This window comes from Achromobacter sp. JUb104 (assembly GCF_024806975.1).
GTDB lineage: Bacteria > Pseudomonadota > Gammaproteobacteria > Burkholderiales > Burkholderiaceae_B > Achromobacter > Achromobacter spanius.
This window is the reverse complement of record NZ_JANUEY010000001.1, coordinates 2,057,693-2,079,357: the sequence shown is the minus strand read 5'-3', so window position 1 is coordinate 2,079,357 and position 21,665 is coordinate 2,057,693. Positions and strand designations below refer to the sequence as shown.

The following is a 21,665-nucleotide window of genomic DNA, read 5'->3' as shown; positions in this document are numbered from 1 at the left end:
CTTCGCGGCGCGCCGCCCATGATCGCTCCCGTTAATTTGCTTTTGATAGCAGCACTGGCGGGGGTGCTATCGCTCTGCGTGCTGGGGTCGCTGGCTCGCAGCGGCATGGCCGGCATCCGCGAAACCATACGCGCCAACTTGCTCACGCTGTTGGCGTTTTTTACGTTTGCGCTTCAGAGCACGTCGGCGCCCTGGTGGTTGTCGGTGGTGGTGCCGAACGCGGCGGTCGGGCTTGCGTTATTCTCGTATTACTCGGGCGTGCGGCGGCTGTTGGGCTTAAGCGTGCCCAAGCACCTGATGACGTTGGCTTGCTTGCTGGCGCTGGTGGTGTTGCTGGCCTACACCTATGTGGATTGGCGGGTCGGGCCGCGCATCGTGGTGATGTCGCTGCTGCAAATGGGTTTTCTGCTGGCGGTTGCCGTTACGGTCCAGCGCAACATGCCGACGCACCGTTCGCGCTACAGCTACCGCTTCGTGTGGGCGGTGTCGGTTATTTCCGCGGCGCTCTGCGCGCTGCGGGCCGCGGTCTATCTGCTGGACCTGGCGCTGCCGCTGCCGTTGCTGGAACCCAGCGCCTGGAACATCGCCTTCCTGACTCTGGGCGTGCTGATCATGCCGTGCCTGACGCTGGGCACCATCATGATCATCCACGACCGCATGCTGGCGGACCGCGAGCAAGAGGCAAACACGGACTTCCTGACGGGGTTGATGTCGCGCAAGGCGTGGTGGATGCAGGCCGAGCGCTATTGCGCGCAGGCGCTGCGCACGCGCCGTCCCTTGACCTTGCTGCTGCTGGATGTCGATTATTTCAAGCGCATCAACGACACGCATGGCCACGTGGCGGGCGACGCCGTGCTGCGCCATTTCGGCTTGCTGGCCACGGCCACGTTGCGCACGGGAGACCATGTCGGCCGCGTGGGCGGCGAGGAGTTCGGCGTGTTGTTTCCGGACATGCGCGGTGACGCGGTCATGGACGTGGCGGCCCGGCTGCTGGATTCCGTGCGGCGCACGCCTTGCGCGCATGGCGGCAGCACCATTTCCTATACGTTCAGTGCGGGTGTGGCCGAATGGGTGCCCGGCGAAAACTTGCAGGTGTTTTTTGAACGCGCCGACCGCAAGCTTTATAGAGCCAAGGAGGCGGGGCGCAACCGCATCGTCGGGCCGGGCGAGCCGGCCGACCGTTTGCCGGCGGCGGCCTGAACCGATCGCCCTGGTTCAAGCGCCCTTGTTGAGGCGGACTCGTTCAATCGCCCTCGTTCAACCTGACTGGTTCAATCGTCTTTGTCTTTACGCGGGGCGCGCGTGTCGTGCTTCATGATGCGTTCTTTTTCACGCTGCCAGTCTTTTTCGCGCGCGGTGTCGCGCTTGTCGAACAGCTTCTTGCCACGGCCCAGCGCGAAGTCCAGCTTGATGCGCCCGTTCTTGTAGTGCAGGTTCAGCGGCACCAGCGTGTAGCCGCGCTGCTCGACCTTGCCGATGAGCTTGCTGATTTCCTCGGCCTTGAGCAGCAGCTTGCGCGTGCGCATGGCGTCGGGGTGGATATGGGTGGAGGCGGTGGGCAGCGGGCTGACGTGCATGCCCAGCAGGTACAGTTCGCCATCGCGTACGATGACGTAGCTTTCCTTTAGCTGCACGCGGCCGTCACGGATCGCTTTGACTTCCCAGCCTTGCAGGACAAGGCCGGCTTCATAGCGGTCTTCAATGAAATAGTCGTGCGAGGCCTTGCGGTTGTCGATAATGCTCATAACGCCTTTTTTGCTGATAACGCCAATTTGCTCGCTGCGAAGCGCCTCATTAGGCTCATGGTGCGCGGTGCCGGTAAAATCTTGCCATTCTAGCCATTTGCGATAGTCGATGCACAAAGTACAACGATCCGTCCTGGTGCCTTACAGCGCCGCCCAGATGTTCGACCTGGTTGCCGACGTGGAGAAGTACCCCGAGTTCATGCCGTGGTGCGGCGGGGCCGAGGTGCAAAGCCGCGATGAACACGGCATGCAGGCCTCTATCCTGATCAGTTTTGCGGGCATGAAGCAGCGCTTCACCACGCGCAACACCCACGTCTATCCCGACCGGATCGACCTGGAACTGGTGGATGGGCCTTTTTCCAGCCTGATCGGGCATTGGGAATTCCAACCCTTGGCGGAAGACGCCTGCAAGGTCCTGTTCACCATGGAGTACGCATTTTCGAACCGTGCGCTGGAAATGGTGGTGGGGCCCGTCTTCAACCGTATCGCCACCAGCTTCATTGATTCCTTCACCAAGCGGGCGCAGGCCAAGTATGGCGAATGAGCCCTCCGTGGCCGCGCTGATCAACGTCAGCGTCTGCTATGCCTTGCCGGGCCACGTGTGGCTGCGCGAACTGCGCGTGCCCGAGGGCGCCACCGTGTCCGACGCACTGGCGGCCAGCGGGTTCGCGCAGGCGTTTCCCGTGGTGCAGCCCTGGGAGCGGGGCGTGGGTATTTTCGGCAAGGCCACCGAACCGCAGTCCAGGTTGGCCGAGGGGGATCGCGTTGAAATCTATCGCGGCCTGAGCTTCGACCCGAAGGAATCGCGCCGCCGCCGCGCCGAACACCGGCGCGCCAAGACGGCCAAGAACGGCCGGGTGCGGCCAGCCGGCTTGCTGTAATCGGGCTGCTGTAATTGGCCCGGCGCTGCCCACGCGCGTGGGCGGTCCGCCCTGGCTGACATTGTCATCAATAAGACAAATCCCGCCCGGCCATCGGGCGTAACATAAACGCGGTTTCATATTTACGTTTACGTTAACGTCATGCCAAAATCGACCGGCGGGCGTTCACGAGACCACCCGCAACGCCAACAGATAACACCGACACCATCAGGAGACAGGCTGTGGACTTGGAACTGACCGACGAGCAGCGCGCGTTTGCGCAGGCCGCCCGCGACTATGCCGAGGGTGAACTGGCCCCCCATGCCGCGCGCTGGGACGCCGAGGGCATCTTTCCCCGCGAGGCCTTCGCGCGGGCGGGCGAGATGGGCTTTTGCGCCATCTATGCCAGCGAAGACATCGGCGGCCTGGGCCTGCCGCGCCTGGACGCCACCCTGGTGTTCGAGGAAATGGCCGCGGTGGACCCGTCGACCACGGCCTTCCTGACCATCCACAACATGGCGACCTGGATGGTCGGCAAATGGGGGCAACCCGCCTTGCGCGAGGCCTGGGGCCCGTTGTTGGCCAGCGGCCAGAAACTGGCGTCGTACTGCCTGACCGAACCCGGCGCGGGGTCCGACGCCGCGTCCCTGTCCACGCGCGCGCAGCGCGATGGTGACGATTACGTGCTGAACGGCGCCAAGGCCTTTATTTCGGGCGGGGGCGACACCGACCTGCTGGTGGTCATGGCGCGTACCGGCGGCGAAGGCGCAAGCGGCATCAGCGCATTCGCGGTGCCCGCCGACACCCCGGGTATCAGCTACGGTCGCAAGGAAGAAAAAATGGGCTGGAACAGCCAGTCCACGCGCCCCATCACGTTCGAGAACGTGCGCGTGCCGGCCGGCAACCTGCTGGGCCAGGAAGGCGAAGGCTTCAAGATCGCCATGAAAGGGCTGGACGGCGGCCGCATCAATATCGGCACCTGCTCAGTGGGCGCGGCCCAGGGCGCGCTGGACGCCGCGCGCCGCTACATGGACGAACGCCGCCAGTTCAACCGCCGCCTGGCGGAATTCCAGGCCCTGCAATTCAAGCTGGCGGACATGGCTACCCACCTGGTCGCGGCACGCCAGATGGTGCGTCTGGCCGCGTGCAAGCTGGATGCCGGCGCGCCGGATGCGGCCACCTATTGCGCCATGGCCAAGCGCTTCGCCACCGACATGGGCTTTCAGATCTGCCTGGATGCGCAACAGATACACGGCGGCTACGGCTACTTGAAGGACTATCCCTTGGAGCGCTTGGTGCGCGATACTCGCGTTCATCAGATTCTGGAGGGCACCAACGAGATCATGCGCGTGATCATTGCCCGCCAATTGTTGGAAAAAGGAGCCGACATAAGATGAATGCACCGGTGTTGTTCGAAGAGAGAAGCGCCACGAATGGCGTGCGGTTCGGCATTGCAACGCTGAACGCGCCGCAGACGCTGAACGGCTTGTCGCTGGAAATGGTGGACTTGCTGGCGGCGCGCCTGGACGAATGGGCGCGAGACCCCGGCGTGGCGCTGGTGGTGTTGCAAGGCGCCGGCGAAAAGGCGTTCTGCGCGGGCGGCGACCTGCACGGCCTGTACCGCAGCATGGGCGAGAACCCCGGCAAGAGTGGCTGGAGCAACGCCTACGCGCGCCGCTTCTTCGAGCACGAGTACCGCCTGGACTACCGCATCCATACCTACCCGAAGCCCGTGCTGTGCTGGGGCCATGGCATCGTCATGGGCGGCGGCATCGGTTTGATGATGGGCGCCAGCCACCGCGTGGTCAGCGAAAGTTCGCGGTTGGCGATGCCGGAAGTGTCGATCGGCCTGTTTCCGGACGTGGGCGGCAGTTGGCTGCTGAACCGCATGCCGGGCCGCATTGGCCTGTTCCTGGCGCTGACCGGCGCCCAGATGAACACGGCGGACGCCTTCTTCGCGGGCCTGGCGGACTTCCGCCTGAATCACGCGGACTGGCCCAAGTTGCTGGCGTCGCTGGAAGAGCAGCCCTGGGCCGGGCTGGCGGCGGGCGCATCGGAAGAGGCCTTGGCGCCGCGGTCCATCAATGACGGACTGCTGCGCCGCGCGTTGACCGCGCTGGAGCCGCAAACGCCGCTGGACCCCGGCCATCTGCGCCAGCATTCCTTCCTGATCAACAATCTGTGCAACGGCAACCGCCTGGACGAGATCTACGAAGAACTGGCGCTGCTGAAAGATCACGCTGACCCCTGGCTGGCGCGCGCGGCATCCACCATGCTGGCCGGTTCGCCGGGTTCGGTGCGCCTGGCTTTCGCCTTGCAGCAACGTACGCGTCTGCGCTCGCTGGACGACGTGTTCCGTACCGAGTACATCGCCGCGCTGGCATGTACCGCCCATGGCGATTTCGCCGAAGGCATCCGCGCCTTGCTGATCGACAAGGACAAGAATCCACGCTGGAATCCCGCCGTCATGGATATGGCTACCGACGCCTGGGTACAGAAGTTTTTCGAAGAACCCTGGCCCGAGGGCGAGGCGCATCCGTTGGCCGATCTGGGCCAGGAAGGGCGCTGACGCATATAGCCCCGGCACCCGTCATGCAGGTCACGATGAATCCATACCTATAGCAATAGCAACAGGAGACAAAACATCATGAGCAGTATCGCGTTTATCGGTTTGGGCAACATGGGCGCGCCCATGGCATTGAATCTGGTCAAGGCCGGCCATGACCTCACCGTCTTTGACCTGGTCCCGGCAGCCGTCAAGTTGTTGACCGATGCCGGTGCGCGCGCCGCCGCTTCGGCGTCGGAAGCCGTCAAGGGCGCCGACGTCGTCGTGTCCATGCTGCCGGCCAGCAAGCACGTGGAAGGGCTGTACCTGGGCGAAGACCTGCTGGGCAAGATCTCGTCCAGCGCGCTGGTCATCGAATGCAGCACCATCGCGCCGGATTCGGCGCGCAAGGTGGCGCAGGCTGCCGAGGTGCGCGGCATCACCATGATCGACGCGCCCGTCTCGGGTGGCACCGGCGGCGCGGCAGCGGGCACGTTGACCTTCATCGTTGGCGGGCAGGCGGAAGCGCTGGAGCGCGCGCGCCCCGTGCTCGAGAAAATGGGCAAGAACATTTTCCACGCCGGCCCGGCGGGCGCGGGCCAAGTAGCCAAGATCTGCAACAACATGCTCTTGGGCATCCTGATGGCCGGTACGTCCGAAGCGCTGGCGCTGGGCGTGGCCAACGGGCTGGATCCGAAGGTGCTGTCCGACATCATCGCCAAGAGCTCGGGCCGTAACTGGGCCACCGAACTCTACAACCCGTGGCCGGGCGTGATGGATCACGCACCCGCCTCCAAGGGCTATGCCGGCGGCTTTGGCGTGGACCTGATGTTGAAGGACCTGGGCCTGGCCGCTGAAGCGGCGCTGTCGGCGCGCGCGTCCATTCCGCTGGGAGAACTGGCGCGCAACCTGTATTCGCTGCACAGCTCGGGCGGCTCGGGCAAGCTGGACTTCTCCAGCATCGTCAACCTGGTCAAGCGCGAGCAAGACTGAGATGAGCGCACAACAATGAGCGAACCCCAGGCGCCGACTGACCCCGCCGCGCGGGTCAAGGCCAGCTTCGACCGGCAAAGCGTCATGCGGCTGCTGGGCGCGCGGCTGGACGTCGTGGAGCCGGGCAGGGTGGACATCGTGCTGCCTTACCGGGCCGATCTCTGCCAGCAAAACGGCTTTCTGCACGCCGGCATTTCCACCACGATCGCCGACAGCGCGGGGGGCTATGCCGCCTACACGCTGTTTGGGCCGGGCGAAGACGTGCTGACCTCGGAGTTCAAGATGAACTTCCTGGCGCCCGCCAAGGGCGATCGCTATGTGGCCAGCGGCCGCGTCGTCAAGCCTGGCAAGCGTTTGTCCATCTGCCAGGTTGAAGTGCACGCCTATGACGGTGAGCAGGCCACGCTTTGCGTGATAGGCTTGCTCACCGCGGTGCGCGTGACGCCGCGATGAATCCGGCGCGCCGCGCGTTTCGCCCTTGACGGGGCGGGCGCGCGGCGCGCTTGTCGCGCGTCGTATGGGTACAGGGCAATGCCTGCAAAAGAACACCACCGAATTTTCCGCAGCAACTGGCTGCGCGCCGCTGTGCTTGGGGCTAACGATGGCATCGTGTCCACGGCCAGCCTGATTACCGGCGTGGCCGCCGCGCAGGCCTCGCATGGCGCCATCCTGACGTCGGGCCTGGCCGGGCTGGTGGCAGGGGCCTTGTCGATGGCGGCCGGCGAGTATGTGTCAGTGCGGTCCCAGGCCGATACCGAGGCGGCCGACCTGCGGATGGAGCAGCGGTCGCTGAAAGGCAATTCAGAAGAAGAGCTGGCCGAACTGGTCGACATCTATGTGGGCCGTGGCCTGACGCGCAATCTGGCGACGCAGGTGGCGCAACAACTGACCCGCCACGACGCGCTGGATGCCCATGCGCGTGACGAGCTTGGTATTTCCGTGCATAACCGCGCGCAGCCCGTGCAAGCGGCGGTGGCGTCCGCCGCCTCGTTTGCGGCCGGCGCGGCCTTGCCGCTGGTCGTTGCCGTGACGGCGCCCCTGCCGCAGTTGATCGCCTGGGTGATCGGCGCGTCGGTGGTGTGCCTGGCCGCGCTAGGCGCTTTGGCCGCGGGGGCGGGCGGAGCCCCCAAGGGGCCCGCTGCGCTGCGCGTGACGATTCTGGGCGCGTTCGCCATGGCGGCCACCGCGGCGGTAGGCGCGTTGTTCGGCGTGGCGGTCTAGCGCGGCCGCCCGTTGCTGGATGCTGGGTGAGCAGGCTGCCGGTGCTGGGTTGGCAGACTGCCAGCGGGGTGCCGGGTTGGCAGGCAGCCCGCTGGAACGCTGGTTCAGGGCGTAATAGAGTAGGGCAGCGGCGTGGTGCTAATGCGCGGGCCGTCTTCCGCGCCCAGCCGCAGGTCGCCCTGGGGCAGCGCGGCAAGCGTGGTCTCGAACAGCACGGCGGCCACGCCCGCGTCACTGGCGCCATCCACGATGCGGCCGATGGGCTCGCCCGGCTGGGTGGCGTCAAATACGTCCACACCGGCCAGCGTCGCGCCTTGCACGTTGGCGTCGGCGATGGTGCCGTAGGCCATGCGCCGCTTCACGGTGCCCCGGTAATGGCTGCGCGCCACCACTTCCTGGCCCGGATAACAGCCCTTGGTGAAACTCACGCCCTGCACCAGTTCCAGGTTGACCGTTTGCGGGATGAATACGTCCTGCGTGGCCGTGGCAATCCAGGGGATGCCGGCGGCCAGATCCGCCATTTGCCATTGTGAGGCGGGCGCCAGGCCAAGCACGCCGGCCAAGGCCTGGGATTGTTCCAGCTGTTCGTCGGACGCAATCCACCACCAGCGCAACTGGGCATTCGCCGAGGGAGCGGCGATCCAGGTGCCGGACGGCAGGTCTACCCGCTGCCAGTCCGCGCGCGGCAAGGCGCCAGTGACGGCTTCCAGCGCGGCGGCCTGTTCGTTTGTTGCCTGCACGCCGGCCACGTTCAGCGCGGTGGCGGCAAGCTTGACCTTGGCCCGCAGCACGAACATGGACAGGCGCTTGAGCAGGGCTTGGGACAGGTCCTGGCGTACCAGGCCGTACAGTTGCGGGCCATCTTCCGCGCCGGGGGCGGCGCGCCACATGACCAGGGTGGCCAGCAGCCGGCCCTTGGCGGTGCAATAGCCCGCCAGGCGGGCGGCATCAGCGGGCAGGCCGGTGACGTCTTGCGTCAGTTGGCCGTGCAGGAAAGGCAGCGCATCGGCGCCGGACGCGCTGAAAACCAGAAAGTCATCCAGCGGCGCGCATGGCGCGCAACCTTCGGCGCGGACGGGAATCGAAGAATAGAAAGCGTGCATGGCGGCGGTGTGATCACGTCATCAAAGTGCAGATGATAGCCGCCTTCCCGCAGGCAATGGCCCATGCCCCCGATGGGCAAAGGGCCGTGCCATGGGCGCTGGCCCCGTTTTTGCCGCGCCAGATTCTCGCGATCCATTAAACTTCCGGGACTTATGAAAAAGCGACTCAGTTTCTACGTCTTGTGGTCATTCCTGCTTATCGTGATCGCCGCCGCGGCAGCGGTGGGCGCCGCCTGGAGCTGGATGCATCGGCCTATGCATCTGTCGGCTGACAGGATCGATTTTGTGGTGGACCCGGGCAGCAGCCCGCGCACCGTCGCGCGCGCGCTGAACGCCGTGGGCGTGCCGATCTGGGAGCCCGGCTTCGTCTGGATGGCTCGCCTGTCCGAGCAGGACAAGCTGCTGAAGGCGGGCGGCTACCAGGCCATCAACGGTGACACGCCGTGGCTGCTGCTGGAACGCATGGCGCGCGGCGACATGACCCAGCGCCAGATCACGTTCCTGGAGGGCTGGACGTTCCGCCAGATTCGCCAGGCGCTGCGCGATAATCCCGACGTCAAACAAACCCTGGACGGCGTCAGCGATGAAGAATTGATGGCGCGTCTGGGTTCAGACATCAAGCATCCGGAAGGCCTGTTCTTTCCGGACACCTATGTCTTCACGCCCGGCAGCACTGACTACGACCTGCTGCGCCGCGCCTACCAGGAAGGCCAGCGCATCCTGCAAGACACCTGGGCCAAGCGCCAGCCGAACCTGCCGGTGGCCACGCCTTATGAGGCGCTGGTGCTGGCGTCCATTGTCGAAAAGGAAACCGGGCATGGCCCCGAGCGCCGCCGCGTCGCCGGCGTGTTCACGAACCGCTTGAAGATCGGCATGCTGCTGCAGACGGACCCGACTGTTATCTATGGCATGGGCGAGGCCTACCAAGGCCGCATTCGCAAGCGCGACCTGCAGACCGACACGCCCTGGAATACGTACACCCGGCCGGGTTTGCCGCCCACGCCGATTGCGGCGGCGGGCCGCGCCGCGCTGCTGGCGGCGGTGCAGCCCGAGCAGCACAAGTACCTGTTCTTTGTGTCGCGCGGCAACGGCACCAGCGAATTCGCCGAGAATTTGTCGGGGCACAATCGCAACGTGTCGCGCTACATCCTGGGGCAGAACACCCGCCCCAGCACCACGCCCGCCGTCACGCCGGCGACGCCGCCCGCCACTGCACCGGTCACGGTTCCCGCCGCACCCGCTGCCGGAGCCGACGCCAGCCCGGATTCCGCCTCCGGATCCACCCCCGAATCAGCACAAGGACAAGATCAATGACCTCTCGCGGACGCTTCATTACGCTGGAGGGCGTTGACGGCGCGGGCAAAAGCACGCACACCGTCTGGATTGCGGATTTCCTGCGCGGCCAAGGTCTGGAAGTCATCTCCACGCGCGAACCGGGCGGCACGCCCTTGGGCGAAAAATTGCGCGCCCTGGTGCTGACGGACCCAATGGGCCTGGATACCGAAACGCTGCTGATGTTCGCGGCCCGCTGCGAACATGTGCGCCAGGTGATCGAGCCGGCGCTGGCGCGGGGCGCCTGGGTGGTGTGCGACCGCTTCACCGATGCCACCTACGCCTATCAGGGCGGTGGCCGCGAACTGGGCGCCGAGCGCGTGGCGGTGTTGGAGCAATGGATGGGGGCGGGGCAGCCCGACCGCACCTGGCTCTTCGACGTGCCCTTGGAAGTGGCGCGCGCCCGCTTGGCCGATGCCCGCGAGCCCGACCGTTTTGAGCGCGAAGGCGCGGCATTCTTTGAACGCACCCGCCAGGCCTACCACGCACGCGCCAAGGCCGACCCGGGCCGCATCCATATTGTTGATTCCACCCAGTCCATCGCCCAGGTTCGGGCCGATCTTGAAGCCGGGCTGCGGGCGCTGCTGGCGGCTACGGCATGAGCGCACCCCAGTTTCTGCCCTGGCAAATGGAGACGGCGCGCGCCTGGCTGGGCAATCGCGACCGTTTCGCGCATGCGTGGCTGGTGCATGGGCTGGCCGGCATCGGCAAGCTGGACTTCGCCGTGGCCGCCGCCGCCAGCCTGCTTTGTGAGACGCCTGAGAACGGCCTGGCCTGCGGCCATTGCGCCGCCTGTGCCTGGTTTGCCAGCGGCAACCACCCCGATCTGCGCCGCATCCGGCCCGAAGCGGTCGCCGTGGAAGAGGGGGCGGATGCCGCCGAACCTGCCGAGGACGCCGAGCCCGCCTCGGGTACCGCCAAGCGCGCCCCGTCCAAGGAAATCCGCATCGACCAGATCCGCTCGCTGGAATCCTGGTTCAACACGGCTACCCACCGGGGCGGATGGCGTGTGGCCTTGCTGTACCCGGCGCACGCGCTGAATGTGGTGTCGTCCAACGCCTTGCTCAAGGTGCTGGAAGAGCCGCCGCCGCATACCGTTTTCCTGCTGGTGGCGGACGCCCCTGACCGCCTGCTGCCGACCCTGGTGTCGCGCTGCCGTCGCTTGCCCCTGCCGGCGCCGGACCCCGATACCGCACTGCAATGGCTGCGCGCCCAGAACGTGGAGCCGGCGCGCGAATGGTTGGCGGCGGCAGGCGGCGCTCCCTTGGCCGCCTTGCGCCTGGCGCAGGCTGGCGACACGCCGTGCCCGCCCTGGCTGTCGCAATTGATCAGCCCCTTGGCGCAAGGGCAGGCGCCTGACGTCGGCACCTTGGCGGAAAGCCTGGAAAAGGTGCCCGCCAGTGAATGGATCGACGCCTTGCAGCGGATATACACAGACCTGATGCTGGCCAGCGCTGGCGCGCCCGTACGCTACTTTCCCACGCTGGCCACGGGCGTGGCCCAGGTTGCCGCGCGCATGAACACGGCCCGCGTGGCCGAGGCCGCGCGCTGGCTGACGCGGCAGCGCGCGCTGGCCACCCACCCCCTGAACGCCAAGCTTTTCGCGCACGCCACCCTGCAACGCGTGGTGCTATCCTGCCAGGCGTAAGTCTCTGATCCAGCGGCGTTTTGCCTGCCCGCAGGCCAGGCGCCGAGGTCACTTTATGTAGTCACATCATGTACGTTGATTCGCACTGTCATTTGAATTTTCCCGAGCTGGCGGCCGATCTTCCCGGCATTCTTGACCGCATGGCCGCCAACCAGGTCACCCACGCGCTGGTCGTCAGCGTGAACATGCCCGAATGGCCTGGCCTGATGTCCCTGGTTGAGCCGCACGCCAACTTGTGGGCCTCGGTGGGCGTCCACCCCGATTACGAAGACACGCCGGACCCGTCGCCGGAAGAGCTGGTGCGTCTGTCGGAACACCCCAAGGTCGTGGCCATCGGCGAAACCGGGCTGGACTACTACCGCCTGTCGGAACCGCTGGACTGGCAACGTGAACGCTTTCGCCGGCATATCCGCGCCGCGCGCGACACGGGTCTGCCCCTGATCGTGCATACGCGTGCGTCCGCCGAGGACACGGTGCGCATGCTGAAGGAAGAAAAGGCGGCGGAAGTGGGCGGCGTCATGCACTGTTTCACCGAGAACTGGGAAGTGGCCCAGGCCGCGCTTGACCAGAATTTCTATATTTCCTTGTCGGGCATCGTCACCTTCAAGAACGCCCAGGTGGTGCACGAAGTGGCCACCAAGGTGCCGCTGGACCGCCTGCTGATCGAAACGGATTCGCCGTATCTTGCGCCCGTGCCGTATCGTGGCAAGCTTAATGACCCGTCCAAGGTCATCCACGTGGCCGAGAAAATTGCCGACCTGAAGGGCATTCCGGTAGCGGATGTGGCGCGTGCATCTACGGATAATTTCTTCAATCTTTTCAATAAGATAAAGAAGTAAGTTCACTTAAAATATTTAATGTTGATTCTAGGATAGCCATGGCCACTCGCACGCTGACTTCCCGTTTGTTCCTGTCGCGTTGCCGAGGCGCGCTGTTGGCGCTGGCCATCGGGCTTGCCGCGCCGACTGTGCACGCCGCCAAGCCAGGCGACTGGTGGGTGTACGTGGCCAACGACTATCCCGACGACGTCAAAAGTCTGCTGGCGCAAGGCGCCGACCCCAACGTCCGCTACCAGAACGGCCAGCCCGCTTTGATGCGCGCGGTGGTGGATGGCGCGTGGAAGGTGTTTGACGTGATCGCCGCCGACAAGCGCACCGACGTCAACGCCGAGAACCCGGCCGGCGAGACGCCGCTGATGTACCTGGCGATTGCCGGCCAGACGGAACGCGCTAAGAAGCTGATCGCCCGGGGGGCGCAGGTCAACCGCCTGGGCTGGACGCCGCTGCACTATGCCGCGTCCAAGGGGCAGATGGAGATGGCGCGCATGTTGCTGGGCAAGAAAGCCATGGTCAACGCACCCGCGCCGGGCGGCGAAACGCCGTTGATGATGGCCGCCTTGGGCGGCAATCGTGAGATGGTGGACCTGCTGGTGAAAGCTGGGGCGGACGTCACCACCCGCGACCTGAAAAACCAAAGCGCCGCCGACTGGGCCCGCAACGGCAAGTCGGCGTCATTGGCGACTTACCTGACTTCCCTGGTGGCCAAGGCGGATGACGCCAAGCGCGCCCGCCGCGCGGCAGGGGGCGCGCCGGTCGAGCCTGAAGGCGCTGCGGCACCCGCCTTGCAGCCGGCCACGCCGGCTACCGCGCAGCCGGCGCCGTCCGCGGCGCCCGCCCCGACGACGCCCAGCGTGGGTGGCGTGTCCGGGGTGCGCTTGAACAACTACGACACACCCGCCGCGCCCTGATTGCGGGATATCTGGCGCCCCGGGTGATCGCCTGGGGCGTTCTCAAAACTGCCGAACGCGGCAAGATCGCGACCCCAGCGCGACCCCAGCGCGACCACAATTCGACCACAACTCGACCAGAACGCGACCCCAACGCGACACCCCCCACCAGACCGCCAAGCGGTCTTTTTTTGTACCTATTTTTCGTACTTCTCTGGGGTTTTCCCTGCTTATTCTCAGTATTCGGGAATAAATCAGAGCCGAACCACCACAAATTGATAATCTCAGCCCCTCATTGCTTGGAGCTGAGTTTGATGTCGGAACCCTCGGTTGGGGCGGGCGCGGATCGTGTCCTGTACGTGTTGGCCACCTTGGCCCGGCACGATGGCCCCCTGACGATTGCCGCGCTGGCCGAAAAAACCGGCCTGGCGCAAAGCACCCTGTACCGTCAGGTGGCCTTGCTCAAGCGCTGGGGGTTCGTGGCCGAGCACGAAGGCGAATACGGTCCGGGCCCGCTGTGCGTGCAACTGGCCTGGGGCTTTGACCAATCTTCCTTCCTGATCCACGAAGCGCAGCCCGACATGGCGGCGCTGGCCGCCGCGTCCGGCGAAACCATCGGCCTGCTGGTCGCCGTCAAAGACCAGGCAGTCTGCCTGGACATGGTCGAAAGCCAGCACCCGCTGCGTTGTTCCTTTACGAAAGGCCGTGGCCTGCCGTTGGCGCGGGGCGCGTCCGCCAAGTCGCTCTTGGCCTTCATGCCGCTGGCCCGCTTGCAGACCGCACTGGACTATCTGGCCGCCGAGGCCGGCGTGGACGCCGCCCGCCTGAGCGGCGAGCTGGAGTTGATACGCGGCCAGGGCTATGCCGTTACCGACAGTGAAGTGGACGCCGGCGTGTGGGGCGTCAGCGTCCCGATCTTCCAGCGCCCCAACCAGGCGGTTGCCTCGATCACGCTGATGGCGCCGTCCACGCGTGCGGCCCAACGCCCGGACGCCCTGATCGCCATGACCGTCGCCGCGGCCCGCCGCATCTCCGAACGGCTGAAGGTGCACTGACACTGACGGCGCGCTGCCTGCCACTGACCACATCTTGATCCGATCTTTCCCCGAATTCCACGCTGTACCGCATCCCGGCTTCAACCTTTCGACGTACCCACTGCCGTATCCCTACGCATAGGACTGACCATGACCACTCGCCGCACACTGCTGACCGCCGCCCTGACGCTGGGCCTCGCCTGGAGCGCGGGCGCCGCGCACGCCCAGGAAACCATCCGCGCCGTCACCGACGCTACCTTTCCGCCGATGGAGTTTGTCAAAGACGGCAAGCGCACCGGTTTCGACATCGAATTGGTCGAAGCGTTGGCCGGCGCAATGGGCAAGAAGGTCGAATGGATCGACATCGACTTCAAAGGCCTGATTCCCGCCTTGCAAGCCGGCCGCGCCGACATCGCCGTGTCCGCCATCTACATCACGCCCGAGCGCGCCAAGGTGGTGGATTTCACCGACCCGTACTACGCCGGCGGCCTGGTCGTGCTGACCAAGACCGACGGCCCCATCAAGACGCTCAAGGACCTGGACGGCCGCAAGGTGTCGGTGCAGGTGGGCACGAAATCGGTCAACTATCTGAAGGACAACTTCCCGGCCGTGCAGCGCGTGGAAGTCGAGAAGAACCAGGAAATGTTCAACCTGGTGCAGATCGGCCGCGCCGATGCCGCCGTGACCGGCAAGCCGGCCGCCAAGCTGTTCGCGCAAAGCACCAAGGACCTGACGGTGCTGGGCGACCAGATCACGACCGAGGACTACGGCATCGCCGTGCCCAAGAACAAGCCCGAGCTGACCCGCGAGCTGAACGCCGCGCTGCAGAAGATCAAGGGTGACGGCACTTACCAGGCCATCCTGAACAAGTGGTTCGAGGCTCCCAAGAAATGAACCTGGAATTCGCCCCCGTCTTCGCCGACTTCGACGCGCTGCTGCGGGGCGCGGTGGTCACCGTCGAGGTGACTGCCGGCGCCTTGCTGCTGGGTTGCGTCATCGGCCTGCTGGTCGGCGTCGGCCGACTCAACCCGCAGCGCTGGATCGTCTACAACCTGTGCAGCGTCTACCTGCTGTTCTTTCGCGGCACGCCCTTGCTGGTGCAGTTGTTCATCTGGTTCTTCGGCCTGCCGCAGTTCGGCCTGACCTTGCCGGCGTTCGCCTGCGGGGTGCTGGGCCTGGGCATGTATTCGGGCGCCTATGTGTCGGAAATCGTGCGCGGCGCCATCCAGTCGGTGGACCGTGGCCAGACCGAGGCGGCGCGTTCGCTGGGCATGTCGTCCGGCCAGGCCATGCGCGTCATCATCCTGCCGCAGGCAGTGGTGCGCATGATCCCGCCGCTGGGCAACGAGTTCATCGCGCTGATCAAGAATTCGGCGCTGGTCTCGCTGCTGACCATTCACGATCTGATGCACGAAGGGCAAAAGATCATCAGCGTGTCGTATCGCTCGCTGGAAACCTATCTGGTGGTGGCTTTGATTTATCTGGTGCTGACGACTACCGCCATGCTGATTTTGCGCAGGGTTGAACATCGCTTGCGCGCCGGGGGGATGGTGCAATGAACCAGTTTGGCAAACCGCAGGAAATGATCCGCATCCGCGGCCTTGAAAAGTCATTTGGCGACCATGCCGTCCTGAAAGGCATCGATTTCGACGTGCTGCCTTCGCAGGTGGTCGTGGTGATCGGGCCCAGCGGGTCGGGCAAAAGCACCTTGCTGCGCTGCTGCAATGGTCTGGAGGTGGCCCAGGCGGGCACCGTGGATATCTGCGGGCAGACCTTGCTGGACGAAGGCACGCTGTTGCCCGAAGCGGCGCTCAACCAACTGCGCATGCAGGTGGGCATGGTGTTCCAGGGCTTCAACCTGTTCCCGCATTTGTCGGTGCTGGACAACGTGACCGTGGGGCCGCGCAAGCTGCGTGGCCTGGGCCGCGACGAAGCCAATGCGCTGGCCGAAGACCTGCTGAAAAAGGTGGGCTTGTCGCAGAAGGCGGCGGCCATGCCGGCCAGCCTGTCGGGTGGGCAAAAGCAGCGCGTGGCCATCGCCCGCGCGCTGGCCATGCAGCCGAAAGTCATGCTGTTCGACGAGCCGACGTCTGCGCTGGACCCCGAGTTGGTGGGCGAGGTGCTGCAAGTGATGAAGCTCTTGGCCCGCGAAGGCATGACGATGATGGTCGTGACGCACGAAATGGGTTTTGCGCGCGACGTGGCCGACGTGGTGGCGGTGATGGACGGCGGCGTCATCCTGGAATCCGGCCCGCCCGAGGTGATCTTCACCGAGCCGCGTGAGCCGCGCACGCGGGAATTCCTGCAAGCCGTGCTGAGCAAGGGGGCGGCGACATGAGCGCGCCGCAACTGGATAACAGCCTGTGGAAGGCGCGCGACGACAGCGCCGAGCAGGGCGACACGCGCCGGCTGGCGCATATTGTCGAACCCGCCTCGGGCCAGGCGGAAGCGGGCGAAGCCGTGCTGTTGGGCTTTGCCTGCGACGCGGGCGTGGCGCGCAACCAAGGGCGCGTGGGTGCAGCCGAAGGCCCGGCCGGCATCCGCAAGTTCATGGCGGGGCTTCCCGCGCATGGCCTGAGCCGCTTGCTGGACGCCGGCGACGTCGTCTGCCAGGGCGACCAGCTGGAAGCCGCGCAAGAGCAGCTCGGGCTGCGCGTGGCCGAGCTTCTGGAGCAGGGCGCCCGGCCCCTGGTGCTGGGCGGCGGCCATGAAATTGCCTGGGGCAGTTTCCAGGGCCTGGCCCGCTGGCTGGAAGCCCGGGGCGACACCGACCCGGTCCTGGTGCTGAACCTGGACGCGCACTTCGACCTGCGCACCGGTCGCCCCGGCAGTTCCGGCACGCCGTTCGATCAGATCGCGCGCGCCTGCGAAGCGCGGGGGCGGGCGTTGCAATACGCTTGCCTGGGCGTATCGCGGCTGGCCAATACGCCGGCCCTGTACGCGCGGGCCGCCGAAGTGGGCGCCGTGTGGGTCGAAGACCGCGACATGCAGGAACGCCATCTGGACGCGCGCCTGGCCAACGTCGACGCCTTGCTGGCGCGTGTGCGCCACGTCTATCTGACGATCGACCTGGATGTGCTGCCGGCGGCGGTCATGCCGGGCGTGTCGGCGCCGGCGCCCTATGGCGTGCCGATGGCCGTCATTGAAGAAATCGTGTTGCGCGTCAAGGCCAGCGGCAAGCTGCGCCTGGCCGACATGGCGGAATACAGTCCGCGTTTTGACGTGGACGGCCATGGCGCGCGAGCGGCGGCCCGGTTGGCCTGGCATCTGATGACGCCTTGACGCGGTAGCGCCCTAAGGGGGGCATGAGCCGCCATACAGGGGCGAACCGGGCGAAGCTGGCAAAGCTGGCAACGGCCGGGGCAGGGGCAGTTCTCTATCGAGGCTGCCCCTTTTTTCATCGGTGAGCGGCGAGGCTTTGCGCGGTGCGGCTTGCGGTCGCCCGAGGCTGGACGCTTCCGTTTTGGCGGCATAGGATAGGGCAGTTTTCGAGCCGGGCTTGTGACCCGTACGGTATCCACCACAACAATACGTCCCTATTTAAAATATTTAGTATTTAAATGGGGACGCTATAGTTTTAGTGGATAAAATGGCGCAACTTTGTCAGGAGATCATGCTCATGTCTCACACTCCCACCCATGTCTTGCCGTCTTATCTGAATGCCGATGACCTCGGTCCTTGGGGTAATTACCTGCAACAAGTCGACCGGGTCACCCCGTATCTCGGCACCTTGGGTCGGTGGGTCGAGACGCTGAAGCGTCCGAAACGCGCTTTGATCGTCGATGTGCCGATCGAACTGGACAACGGCACCATCGCCCACTTCGAAGGCTATCGCGTGCAGCACAACGTGTCGCGCGGCCCGGGCAAGGGCGGCGTGCGCTTCCACCAAGACGTGACCCTGTCCGAAGTCATGGCGCTGGCCGCCTGGATGTCGGTCAAGAACGCAGCGGTCAACCTGCCTTATGGCGGCGCCAAGGGCGGCATCCGCGTTGATCCGCGCACGTTGTCGCACTCCGAACTGGAACGCATGACCCGCCGCTACACCAGCGAAATCGGCGTCATCATCGGACCGTCCAAGGACATTCCCGCCCCCGACGTCGGCACCAACGCCCAGACCATGGCCTGGATGATGGACACGTATTCCATGAACGAAGGCGCCACCGCCACCGGTGTGGTCACCGGCAAGCCGATCGCCCTGGGCGGCAGCCTGGGCCGCGTGGAAGCCACCGGCCGTGGCGTGTTCGTCGTGGCGTGCGAAGCCGCCCGCGACCTGAACATCGACGTCTCCAAGTCGCGCGTGGTGGTGCAGGGCTTTGGCAACGTGGGTGGCACCGCCGCCCGTCTGTTCCATGAAGCCGGCGCCAAGGTCATTGCCGCGCAAGACCATACCGGCACGGTGCACAACGCCGCCGGGCTGGACGTCCACAAGCTGTTGTCGCACGTGTCGCAACACGGCGGCGTGGGTGGTTTTTCGGGCGGCGAGGCGTTCGACAAGGACGAGTTCTGGACGCTGGAAACCGAATTCCTGATCCCGGCTGCACTGGAAAGCCAGATCACCGCTGAAAACGCCACCAAGGTGCGCGCGAAGGTTGTGGTGGAAGGCGCCAACGGCCCGACCACCCCGGAAGCGGACGACATCCTGTTTGAACACGGCGTGTATGTGGTGCCGGACGTGCTGGCCAACGCCGGCGGCGTGACGGTGTCCTACTTTGAATGGGTGCAGGATTTCTCCAGCTTCTTCTGGAGCGAAGAAGAAATCAACCAGCGCCTGGAACGCATCATGCGCGAAGCCTACAGCGCCGTGTCGCAAGTGGCCAAGGAACACAAGGTGACGCTGCGCACGGCGGCGTTCATCGTGGCTTGCACACGCATTCTGCAAGCACGCCAGGTGCGCGGCCTGTATCCGTGATGAAAACTCAGCGATGCGTTCCTGACGTATCGCCGAGGAGGCAGAGGTAGACAAAACCGGAAATCGCCCCGCAAGGGGCGATTTCCATTTTTGGGGCGAGTTGCGGCGAATTGCGGCGAAACAACGCATGACCCAAACGACTGTGACAACGCTGTGGCACGCGGCAATTCAGTGCTAATGTGGAACGCACGCCACAGCCGCGCTTTTTTATTGCCAATCGACGCCCCGGCCGCTCGCGTATAAATTTCTGACACATTGCGTCCCTAGAATTCGTTTCTGTCATGCGCCACGCGCCGCTTGCGATGCAAGCACTCCCGCTGCGCATGCATGTTCAATCTAAGGAATAGGTAATGAAAAAGACTCTGCTCGCAACCGCGCTGTTCGCCGCCGTTTCCGGCGTGGCCCAAGCTGAAACCTCGGTGACCTTGTACGGTTTGATCGATACCGGCATCGGCTACCAGCGCATCAAGGGCGACGGCTATCACGAATCGAAGGTCGGCATGGCCAACGGCGTGTCGAGCGGCTCGCGTTGGGGCTTGCGCGGCGCCGAAGATCTGGGCGACGGCCTGAGCGCCGTGTTCACGCTGGAAAGCGGCTTCAATTCGGGTAACGGCACATCGGGCCAAAGCAGCCGCCTGTTCGGCCGCCAAGCCACCGTCGGCCTGAAGGCCGATTCCTGGGGCCTGCTGGAATTCGGCCGTCAGACCAACATCGCGTCCAAGTACCTGGCAGCCATCGATCCGTTCGGCGGCAGCTACGGCCAAGCCAACGTGGGCGTGGCCTTCAGCGCCGCCAACACCGTCCGCTACGACAACATGGTGCAGTACTCGACCCCGTCGTTCAGCGGCTTCCAGTTTGGCGTCGGCTACTCGTTCAACGCGTCTGACACCACCACCGCGCAAACCGGCTTCAAGACCGCCGACAACACCCGCGCCATCACCACCGGCCTGCGCTACGTGAACGGCCCGCTGAACGTGGCCGCCACCTACGACCAACTGAACCCCGCCAATCAGTTGCGCAACGACGCCACGCCCAAGTCGTGGTCGATTGCCGGCGCCTACGACTTCGAAGTGGTCAAGCTGGCGTTGGGCTTCGGCCAGACGCGCGACGGCTGGTTCACCGGCCAAAGCATCAATGCGCTTGGCAGCGGCAGCCCCACGGCCAGCGGCTTCGGCACGAACGTGGCCGTGTCGGGCTTCAAGGCCAATTCGTACCTGGTGGGCCTGACCGTGCCGCTGGGCGCCAGCAGCATCATGGCGTCGTGGCAGCGTGCCGACCCCAACGGCAACCCGCTGACCGCCGGCAATGAGTCGACGATGAACGTCTACAGCATCGGCTACACGTACAACCTGTCCAAGCGCACCAACCTGTACGCGCTGGGTTCGTACGCCACCGACTTCGCGTTTGTTGACGGCGTCAAGAGCACCGTCGGCATCGTGGGTGTGCGCCACCGCTTCTAAGCGAGCAAGGCAGCCGGCGGCAAGCAAAACGCGCGCCGCCGGTGCTTTCATGCCGCGGTTGTACTGAGCGGACTGGGCGTCTTACCCGGCCACAGACGCGAAAAAAGCGGCCACCTCCCTAGCTCCATCCTCAGTCCGCTCACCTGAACCGTGGGCTTCAGCAGGCCCTGCGGCCTCTGGCGCAAGCAATGACCGGCAATGGGCTGCCGCCCGTCGCCGGTCATGTCATGTCATGTCAAAAGGGTGAGTGCGGCGTTGCCTACGAGGGCAACAACAGCTCTGGCTTCAACACGCCGCGCAAGTCGGCATACGGAATGCTCAGTTCCGGTTCGCCATGCGAGTAGGGCGCGATGGAATAGGCGTCGTACTTCACCACCATGCCCTCGCGGGTCAGCGCAAAATTGTCGCTTTCCTGGAACGGCCACATCTTGTTGTAGGCAGCGGGATCACGCTTGGCGTCGGGGTTTTGCGCCAGCCATTTGGCGTGGGCGGTTTTCAGCGCCGCCACGTATTCCGCGCGGCGGCCCGGTATCAGCGCTTCGTCCAGACTCATTACGCGGCCGCGTGAACGCTCCCAGTTCAGATACTGCGTGGCCGGAATGCCGTGCGCGGCGCCGGTCAGGAACTGTTCGGTGTGCAGTTCAATCGACACGATGTCACCCACCGTATCCTTGACCGAGGCCTTGAAATAGGTCGCGTCGCGCGGGCGCGCCGTGGACCAGAAATACTGCGTGTATTCCGACAGCGTGTTGTAGGGGCCGCGGCGGTTGGCGTCGGTGCCGGTCATGTAGGCCAGCACGTGGTCCACCAGCGCGCTCAGTTTGGGGATGCCGGGAAACGCCACGCTGTCGATTTCAATGCGCGGGCAATCGCCTTCGCAGCCCGGCTTGCTCGACGCCCACTTGATGCGTTCGGTGGACAGGTCGCCCACCTTTTCGGGCGTGGTCGAGGCGGGCTCGGCCAAGGTGATGTTGGACGGCGGCGTACTGCCGCAGCCGGCCAGGGCCAGCAGGGCGGCACCCAGGATCAAACCGCTTATCGCGCCTTGCGGCGTGAACGTGCGACGCATTGAACTACCTCCACAAAAAC

General features: G+C 65.2%; 23 protein-coding genes. 20 read left to right on the top strand and 3 right to left on the bottom strand.

Annotated features, from left to right (window positions below; genetic code table 11):
• Positions 1 to 18: 18 nt before the first annotated feature.
• Complete coding sequence (locus M2361_RS09380; protein ID WP_259248326.1) at positions 19 to 1,200, top strand: GGDEF domain-containing protein; 1,182 nt, start codon at positions 19 to 21, stop codon at positions 1,198 to 1,200.
• Positions 1,201 to 1,271: 71 nt separating this feature from the next.
• Here M2361_RS09380 and smpB read toward each other — a convergent pair whose 3' ends face one another.
• The gene (smpB, locus tag M2361_RS09375) at positions 1,272 to 1,745 is read right to left on the bottom strand and encodes an SsrA-binding protein SmpB (RefSeq protein ID WP_006219123.1); all 474 of its coding nucleotides are present in this window, start codon (positions 1,743 to 1,745) and stop codon (positions 1,272 to 1,274) included.
• A 109-nt stretch (positions 1,746 to 1,854) separates the two neighbouring features.
• On the opposite strand from smpB, the gene M2361_RS09370 reads away from it, so the two are divergent.
• The 7 genes from M2361_RS09370 (at position 1,855) to M2361_RS09340 (ending at position 7,364) form a co-directional block, all read left to right on the top strand.
• Positions 1,855 to 2,289: a type II toxin-antitoxin system RatA family toxin gene (locus M2361_RS09370; protein WP_100855494.1), complete on the top strand. Its 435-nt coding sequence runs from the start codon at positions 1,855 to 1,857 to the stop codon at positions 2,287 to 2,289.
• The gene (locus M2361_RS09365; RefSeq protein ID WP_259248317.1) at positions 2,279 to 2,626 is read left to right on the top strand and encodes an RnfH family protein; all 348 of its coding nucleotides are present in this window, start codon (positions 2,279 to 2,281) and stop codon (positions 2,624 to 2,626) included. Before M2361_RS09370 ends, M2361_RS09365 begins: the two co-directional genes overlap by 11 nt.
• Before the next feature lie 221 nt (positions 2,627 to 2,847).
• The gene (locus M2361_RS09360; protein ID WP_100855496.1) at positions 2,848 to 4,002 is read left to right on the top strand and encodes an acyl-CoA dehydrogenase family protein; all 1,155 of its coding nucleotides are present in this window, start codon (positions 2,848 to 2,850) and stop codon (positions 4,000 to 4,002) included.
• A complete protein-coding gene (locus tag M2361_RS09355) occupies positions 3,999 to 5,174 on the top strand; it encodes an enoyl-CoA hydratase/isomerase family protein (protein WP_259248308.1) in 1,176 nt (391 codons plus the stop codon). The genes M2361_RS09360 and M2361_RS09355 overlap by 4 nt, the downstream gene beginning before the upstream one ends.
• Before the next feature lie 78 nt (positions 5,175 to 5,252).
• A complete protein-coding gene (mmsB, locus tag M2361_RS09350) occupies positions 5,253 to 6,143 on the top strand; it encodes a 3-hydroxyisobutyrate dehydrogenase (RefSeq protein WP_259248307.1) in 891 nt (296 codons plus the stop codon).
• Between the two features lie 15 nt (positions 6,144 to 6,158).
• Positions 6,159 to 6,596 (top strand): PaaI family thioesterase, encoded by a 438-nt coding sequence (locus tag M2361_RS09345; protein ID WP_259248298.1) that lies wholly within the window; start codon positions 6,159 to 6,161, stop codon positions 6,594 to 6,596.
• Between the two features lie 78 nt (positions 6,597 to 6,674).
• Complete coding sequence (locus M2361_RS09340; protein WP_259248295.1) at positions 6,675 to 7,364, top strand: VIT family protein; 690 nt, start codon at positions 6,675 to 6,677, stop codon at positions 7,362 to 7,364.
• Between the two features lie 104 nt (positions 7,365 to 7,468).
• On the opposite strand, the gene M2361_RS09335 is transcribed toward M2361_RS09340, so the two are convergent.
• Positions 7,469 to 8,467 carry a folate-binding protein YgfZ gene (locus M2361_RS09335; RefSeq protein WP_259248293.1) on the bottom strand — a complete coding sequence of 333 codons (999 nt, stop codon included), beginning with the start codon at positions 8,465 to 8,467 and terminating at the stop codon, positions 7,469 to 7,471.
• A 153-nt stretch (positions 8,468 to 8,620) separates the two neighbouring features.
• Between M2361_RS09335 and mltG the strand changes: the two genes are divergently transcribed.
• The 12 genes from mltG (at position 8,621) to M2361_RS09275 (ending at position 20,576) form a co-directional block, all read left to right on the top strand.
• Entirely contained in the window at positions 8,621 to 9,781 is a 1,161-nt protein-coding gene (gene mltG, locus M2361_RS09330; RefSeq protein ID WP_259248291.1) for an endolytic transglycosylase MltG, read from the top strand.
• Complete coding sequence (tmk, locus tag M2361_RS09325; protein WP_259248279.1) at positions 9,778 to 10,401, top strand: dTMP kinase; 624 nt, start codon at positions 9,778 to 9,780, stop codon at positions 10,399 to 10,401. The genes mltG and tmk overlap by 4 nt, the downstream gene beginning before the upstream one ends.
• A complete protein-coding gene (gene holB, locus M2361_RS09320; protein WP_259248277.1) occupies positions 10,398 to 11,447 on the top strand; it encodes a DNA polymerase III subunit delta' in 1,050 nt (349 codons plus the stop codon). Before tmk ends, holB begins: the two co-directional genes overlap by 4 nt.
• 68 nt (positions 11,448 to 11,515) lie before the next feature.
• On the top strand, positions 11,516 to 12,286 hold the full coding sequence (locus M2361_RS09315; RefSeq protein ID WP_259248275.1) for a TatD family hydrolase: 771 nt from the start codon (positions 11,516 to 11,518) through the stop codon (positions 12,284 to 12,286).
• Between the two features lie 38 nt (positions 12,287 to 12,324).
• On the top strand, positions 12,325 to 13,194 hold the full coding sequence (locus M2361_RS09310; RefSeq protein ID WP_259248273.1) for an ankyrin repeat domain-containing protein: 870 nt from the start codon (positions 12,325 to 12,327) through the stop codon (positions 13,192 to 13,194).
• Positions 13,195 to 13,487: 293 nt separating this feature from the next.
• Positions 13,488 to 14,228: an IclR family transcriptional regulator gene (locus tag M2361_RS09305; RefSeq protein WP_259248271.1), complete on the top strand. Its 741-nt coding sequence runs from the start codon at positions 13,488 to 13,490 to the stop codon at positions 14,226 to 14,228.
• A 129-nt stretch (positions 14,229 to 14,357) separates the two neighbouring features.
• Positions 14,358 to 15,101 (top strand): transporter substrate-binding domain-containing protein, encoded by a 744-nt coding sequence (locus M2361_RS09300; RefSeq protein ID WP_259248270.1) that lies wholly within the window; start codon positions 14,358 to 14,360, stop codon positions 15,099 to 15,101.
• Complete coding sequence (locus M2361_RS09295) at positions 15,098 to 15,766, top strand: amino acid ABC transporter permease (RefSeq protein WP_050446522.1); 669 nt, start codon at positions 15,098 to 15,100, stop codon at positions 15,764 to 15,766. Before M2361_RS09300 ends, M2361_RS09295 begins: the two co-directional genes overlap by 4 nt.
• A complete protein-coding gene (locus M2361_RS09290) occupies positions 15,763 to 16,545 on the top strand; it encodes an amino acid ABC transporter ATP-binding protein (protein ID WP_100855509.1) in 783 nt (260 codons plus the stop codon). The genes M2361_RS09295 and M2361_RS09290 overlap by 4 nt, the downstream gene beginning before the upstream one ends.
• Complete coding sequence (hutG, locus tag M2361_RS09285) at positions 16,542 to 17,489, top strand: formimidoylglutamase (RefSeq protein ID WP_259248268.1); 948 nt, start codon at positions 16,542 to 16,544, stop codon at positions 17,487 to 17,489. The genes M2361_RS09290 and hutG overlap by 4 nt, the downstream gene beginning before the upstream one ends.
• Positions 17,490 to 17,826: 337 nt before the next feature.
• Positions 17,827 to 19,116 (top strand): Glu/Leu/Phe/Val dehydrogenase, encoded by a 1,290-nt coding sequence (locus M2361_RS09280; protein ID WP_100855511.1) that lies wholly within the window; start codon positions 17,827 to 17,829, stop codon positions 19,114 to 19,116.
• A 350-nt stretch (positions 19,117 to 19,466) separates the two neighbouring features.
• Positions 19,467 to 20,576 (top strand): porin, encoded by a 1,110-nt coding sequence (locus M2361_RS09275; RefSeq protein WP_259248266.1) that lies wholly within the window; start codon positions 19,467 to 19,469, stop codon positions 20,574 to 20,576.
• Positions 20,577 to 20,835: 259 nt separating this feature from the next.
• Here the strand turns inward: M2361_RS09275 and M2361_RS09270 are convergent, their stop codons facing one another.
• On the bottom strand, positions 20,836 to 21,645 hold the full coding sequence (locus M2361_RS09270; protein ID WP_259248264.1) for an RsiV family protein: 810 nt from the start codon (positions 21,643 to 21,645) through the stop codon (positions 20,836 to 20,838).
• Between the last annotated feature and the right edge of the window lie 20 nt (positions 21,646 to 21,665).

Bases quoted from the DNA above. Each gene is read 5' to 3' on its own strand.
- M2361_RS09380 (WP_259248326.1), top strand. From the start codon at position 19: ATGATCGCTCCCGTTAATTTGCTTTTGATAGCAGCACTGGCGGGGGTG.
- smpB (WP_006219123.1), bottom strand. From the start codon at position 1,745: ATGAGCATTATCGACAACCGCAAGGCCTCGCACGACTATTTCATTGAA.
- M2361_RS09370 (WP_100855494.1), top strand. From the start codon at position 1,855: ATGCACAAAGTACAACGATCCGTCCTGGTGCCTTACAGCGCCGCCCAG.
- M2361_RS09365 (WP_259248317.1), top strand. From the start codon at position 2,279: ATGGCGAATGAGCCCTCCGTGGCCGCGCTGATCAACGTCAGCGTCTGC.
- M2361_RS09355 (WP_259248308.1), top strand. From the start codon at position 3,999: ATGAATGCACCGGTGTTGTTCGAAGAGAGAAGCGCCACGAATGGCGTG.
- mmsB (WP_259248307.1), top strand. From the start codon at position 5,253: ATGAGCAGTATCGCGTTTATCGGTTTGGGCAACATGGGCGCGCCCATG.
- M2361_RS09345 (WP_259248298.1), top strand. From the start codon at position 6,159: ATGAGCGAACCCCAGGCGCCGACTGACCCCGCCGCGCGGGTCAAGGCC.
- M2361_RS09340 (WP_259248295.1), top strand. From the start codon at position 6,675: ATGCCTGCAAAAGAACACCACCGAATTTTCCGCAGCAACTGGCTGCGC.
- M2361_RS09335 (WP_259248293.1), bottom strand. From the start codon at position 8,467: ATGCACGCTTTCTATTCTTCGATTCCCGTCCGCGCCGAAGGTTGCGCG.
- mltG (WP_259248291.1), top strand. From the start codon at position 8,621: ATGAAAAAGCGACTCAGTTTCTACGTCTTGTGGTCATTCCTGCTTATC.
- tmk (WP_259248279.1), top strand. From the start codon at position 9,778: ATGACCTCTCGCGGACGCTTCATTACGCTGGAGGGCGTTGACGGCGCG.
- holB (WP_259248277.1), top strand. From the start codon at position 10,398: ATGAGCGCACCCCAGTTTCTGCCCTGGCAAATGGAGACGGCGCGCGCC.
- M2361_RS09315 (WP_259248275.1), top strand. From the start codon at position 11,516: ATGTACGTTGATTCGCACTGTCATTTGAATTTTCCCGAGCTGGCGGCC.
- M2361_RS09310 (WP_259248273.1), top strand. From the start codon at position 12,325: ATGGCCACTCGCACGCTGACTTCCCGTTTGTTCCTGTCGCGTTGCCGA.
- M2361_RS09305 (WP_259248271.1), top strand. From the start codon at position 13,488: ATGTCGGAACCCTCGGTTGGGGCGGGCGCGGATCGTGTCCTGTACGTG.
- M2361_RS09300 (WP_259248270.1), top strand. From the start codon at position 14,358: ATGACCACTCGCCGCACACTGCTGACCGCCGCCCTGACGCTGGGCCTC.
- M2361_RS09295 (WP_050446522.1), top strand. From the start codon at position 15,098: ATGAACCTGGAATTCGCCCCCGTCTTCGCCGACTTCGACGCGCTGCTG.
- M2361_RS09290 (WP_100855509.1), top strand. From the start codon at position 15,763: ATGAACCAGTTTGGCAAACCGCAGGAAATGATCCGCATCCGCGGCCTT.
- hutG (WP_259248268.1), top strand. From the start codon at position 16,542: ATGAGCGCGCCGCAACTGGATAACAGCCTGTGGAAGGCGCGCGACGAC.
- M2361_RS09280 (WP_100855511.1), top strand. From the start codon at position 17,827: ATGTCTCACACTCCCACCCATGTCTTGCCGTCTTATCTGAATGCCGAT.
- M2361_RS09275 (WP_259248266.1), top strand. From the start codon at position 19,467: ATGAAAAAGACTCTGCTCGCAACCGCGCTGTTCGCCGCCGTTTCCGGC.
- M2361_RS09270 (WP_259248264.1), bottom strand. From the start codon at position 21,645: ATGCGTCGCACGTTCACGCCGCAAGGCGCGATAAGCGGTTTGATCCTG.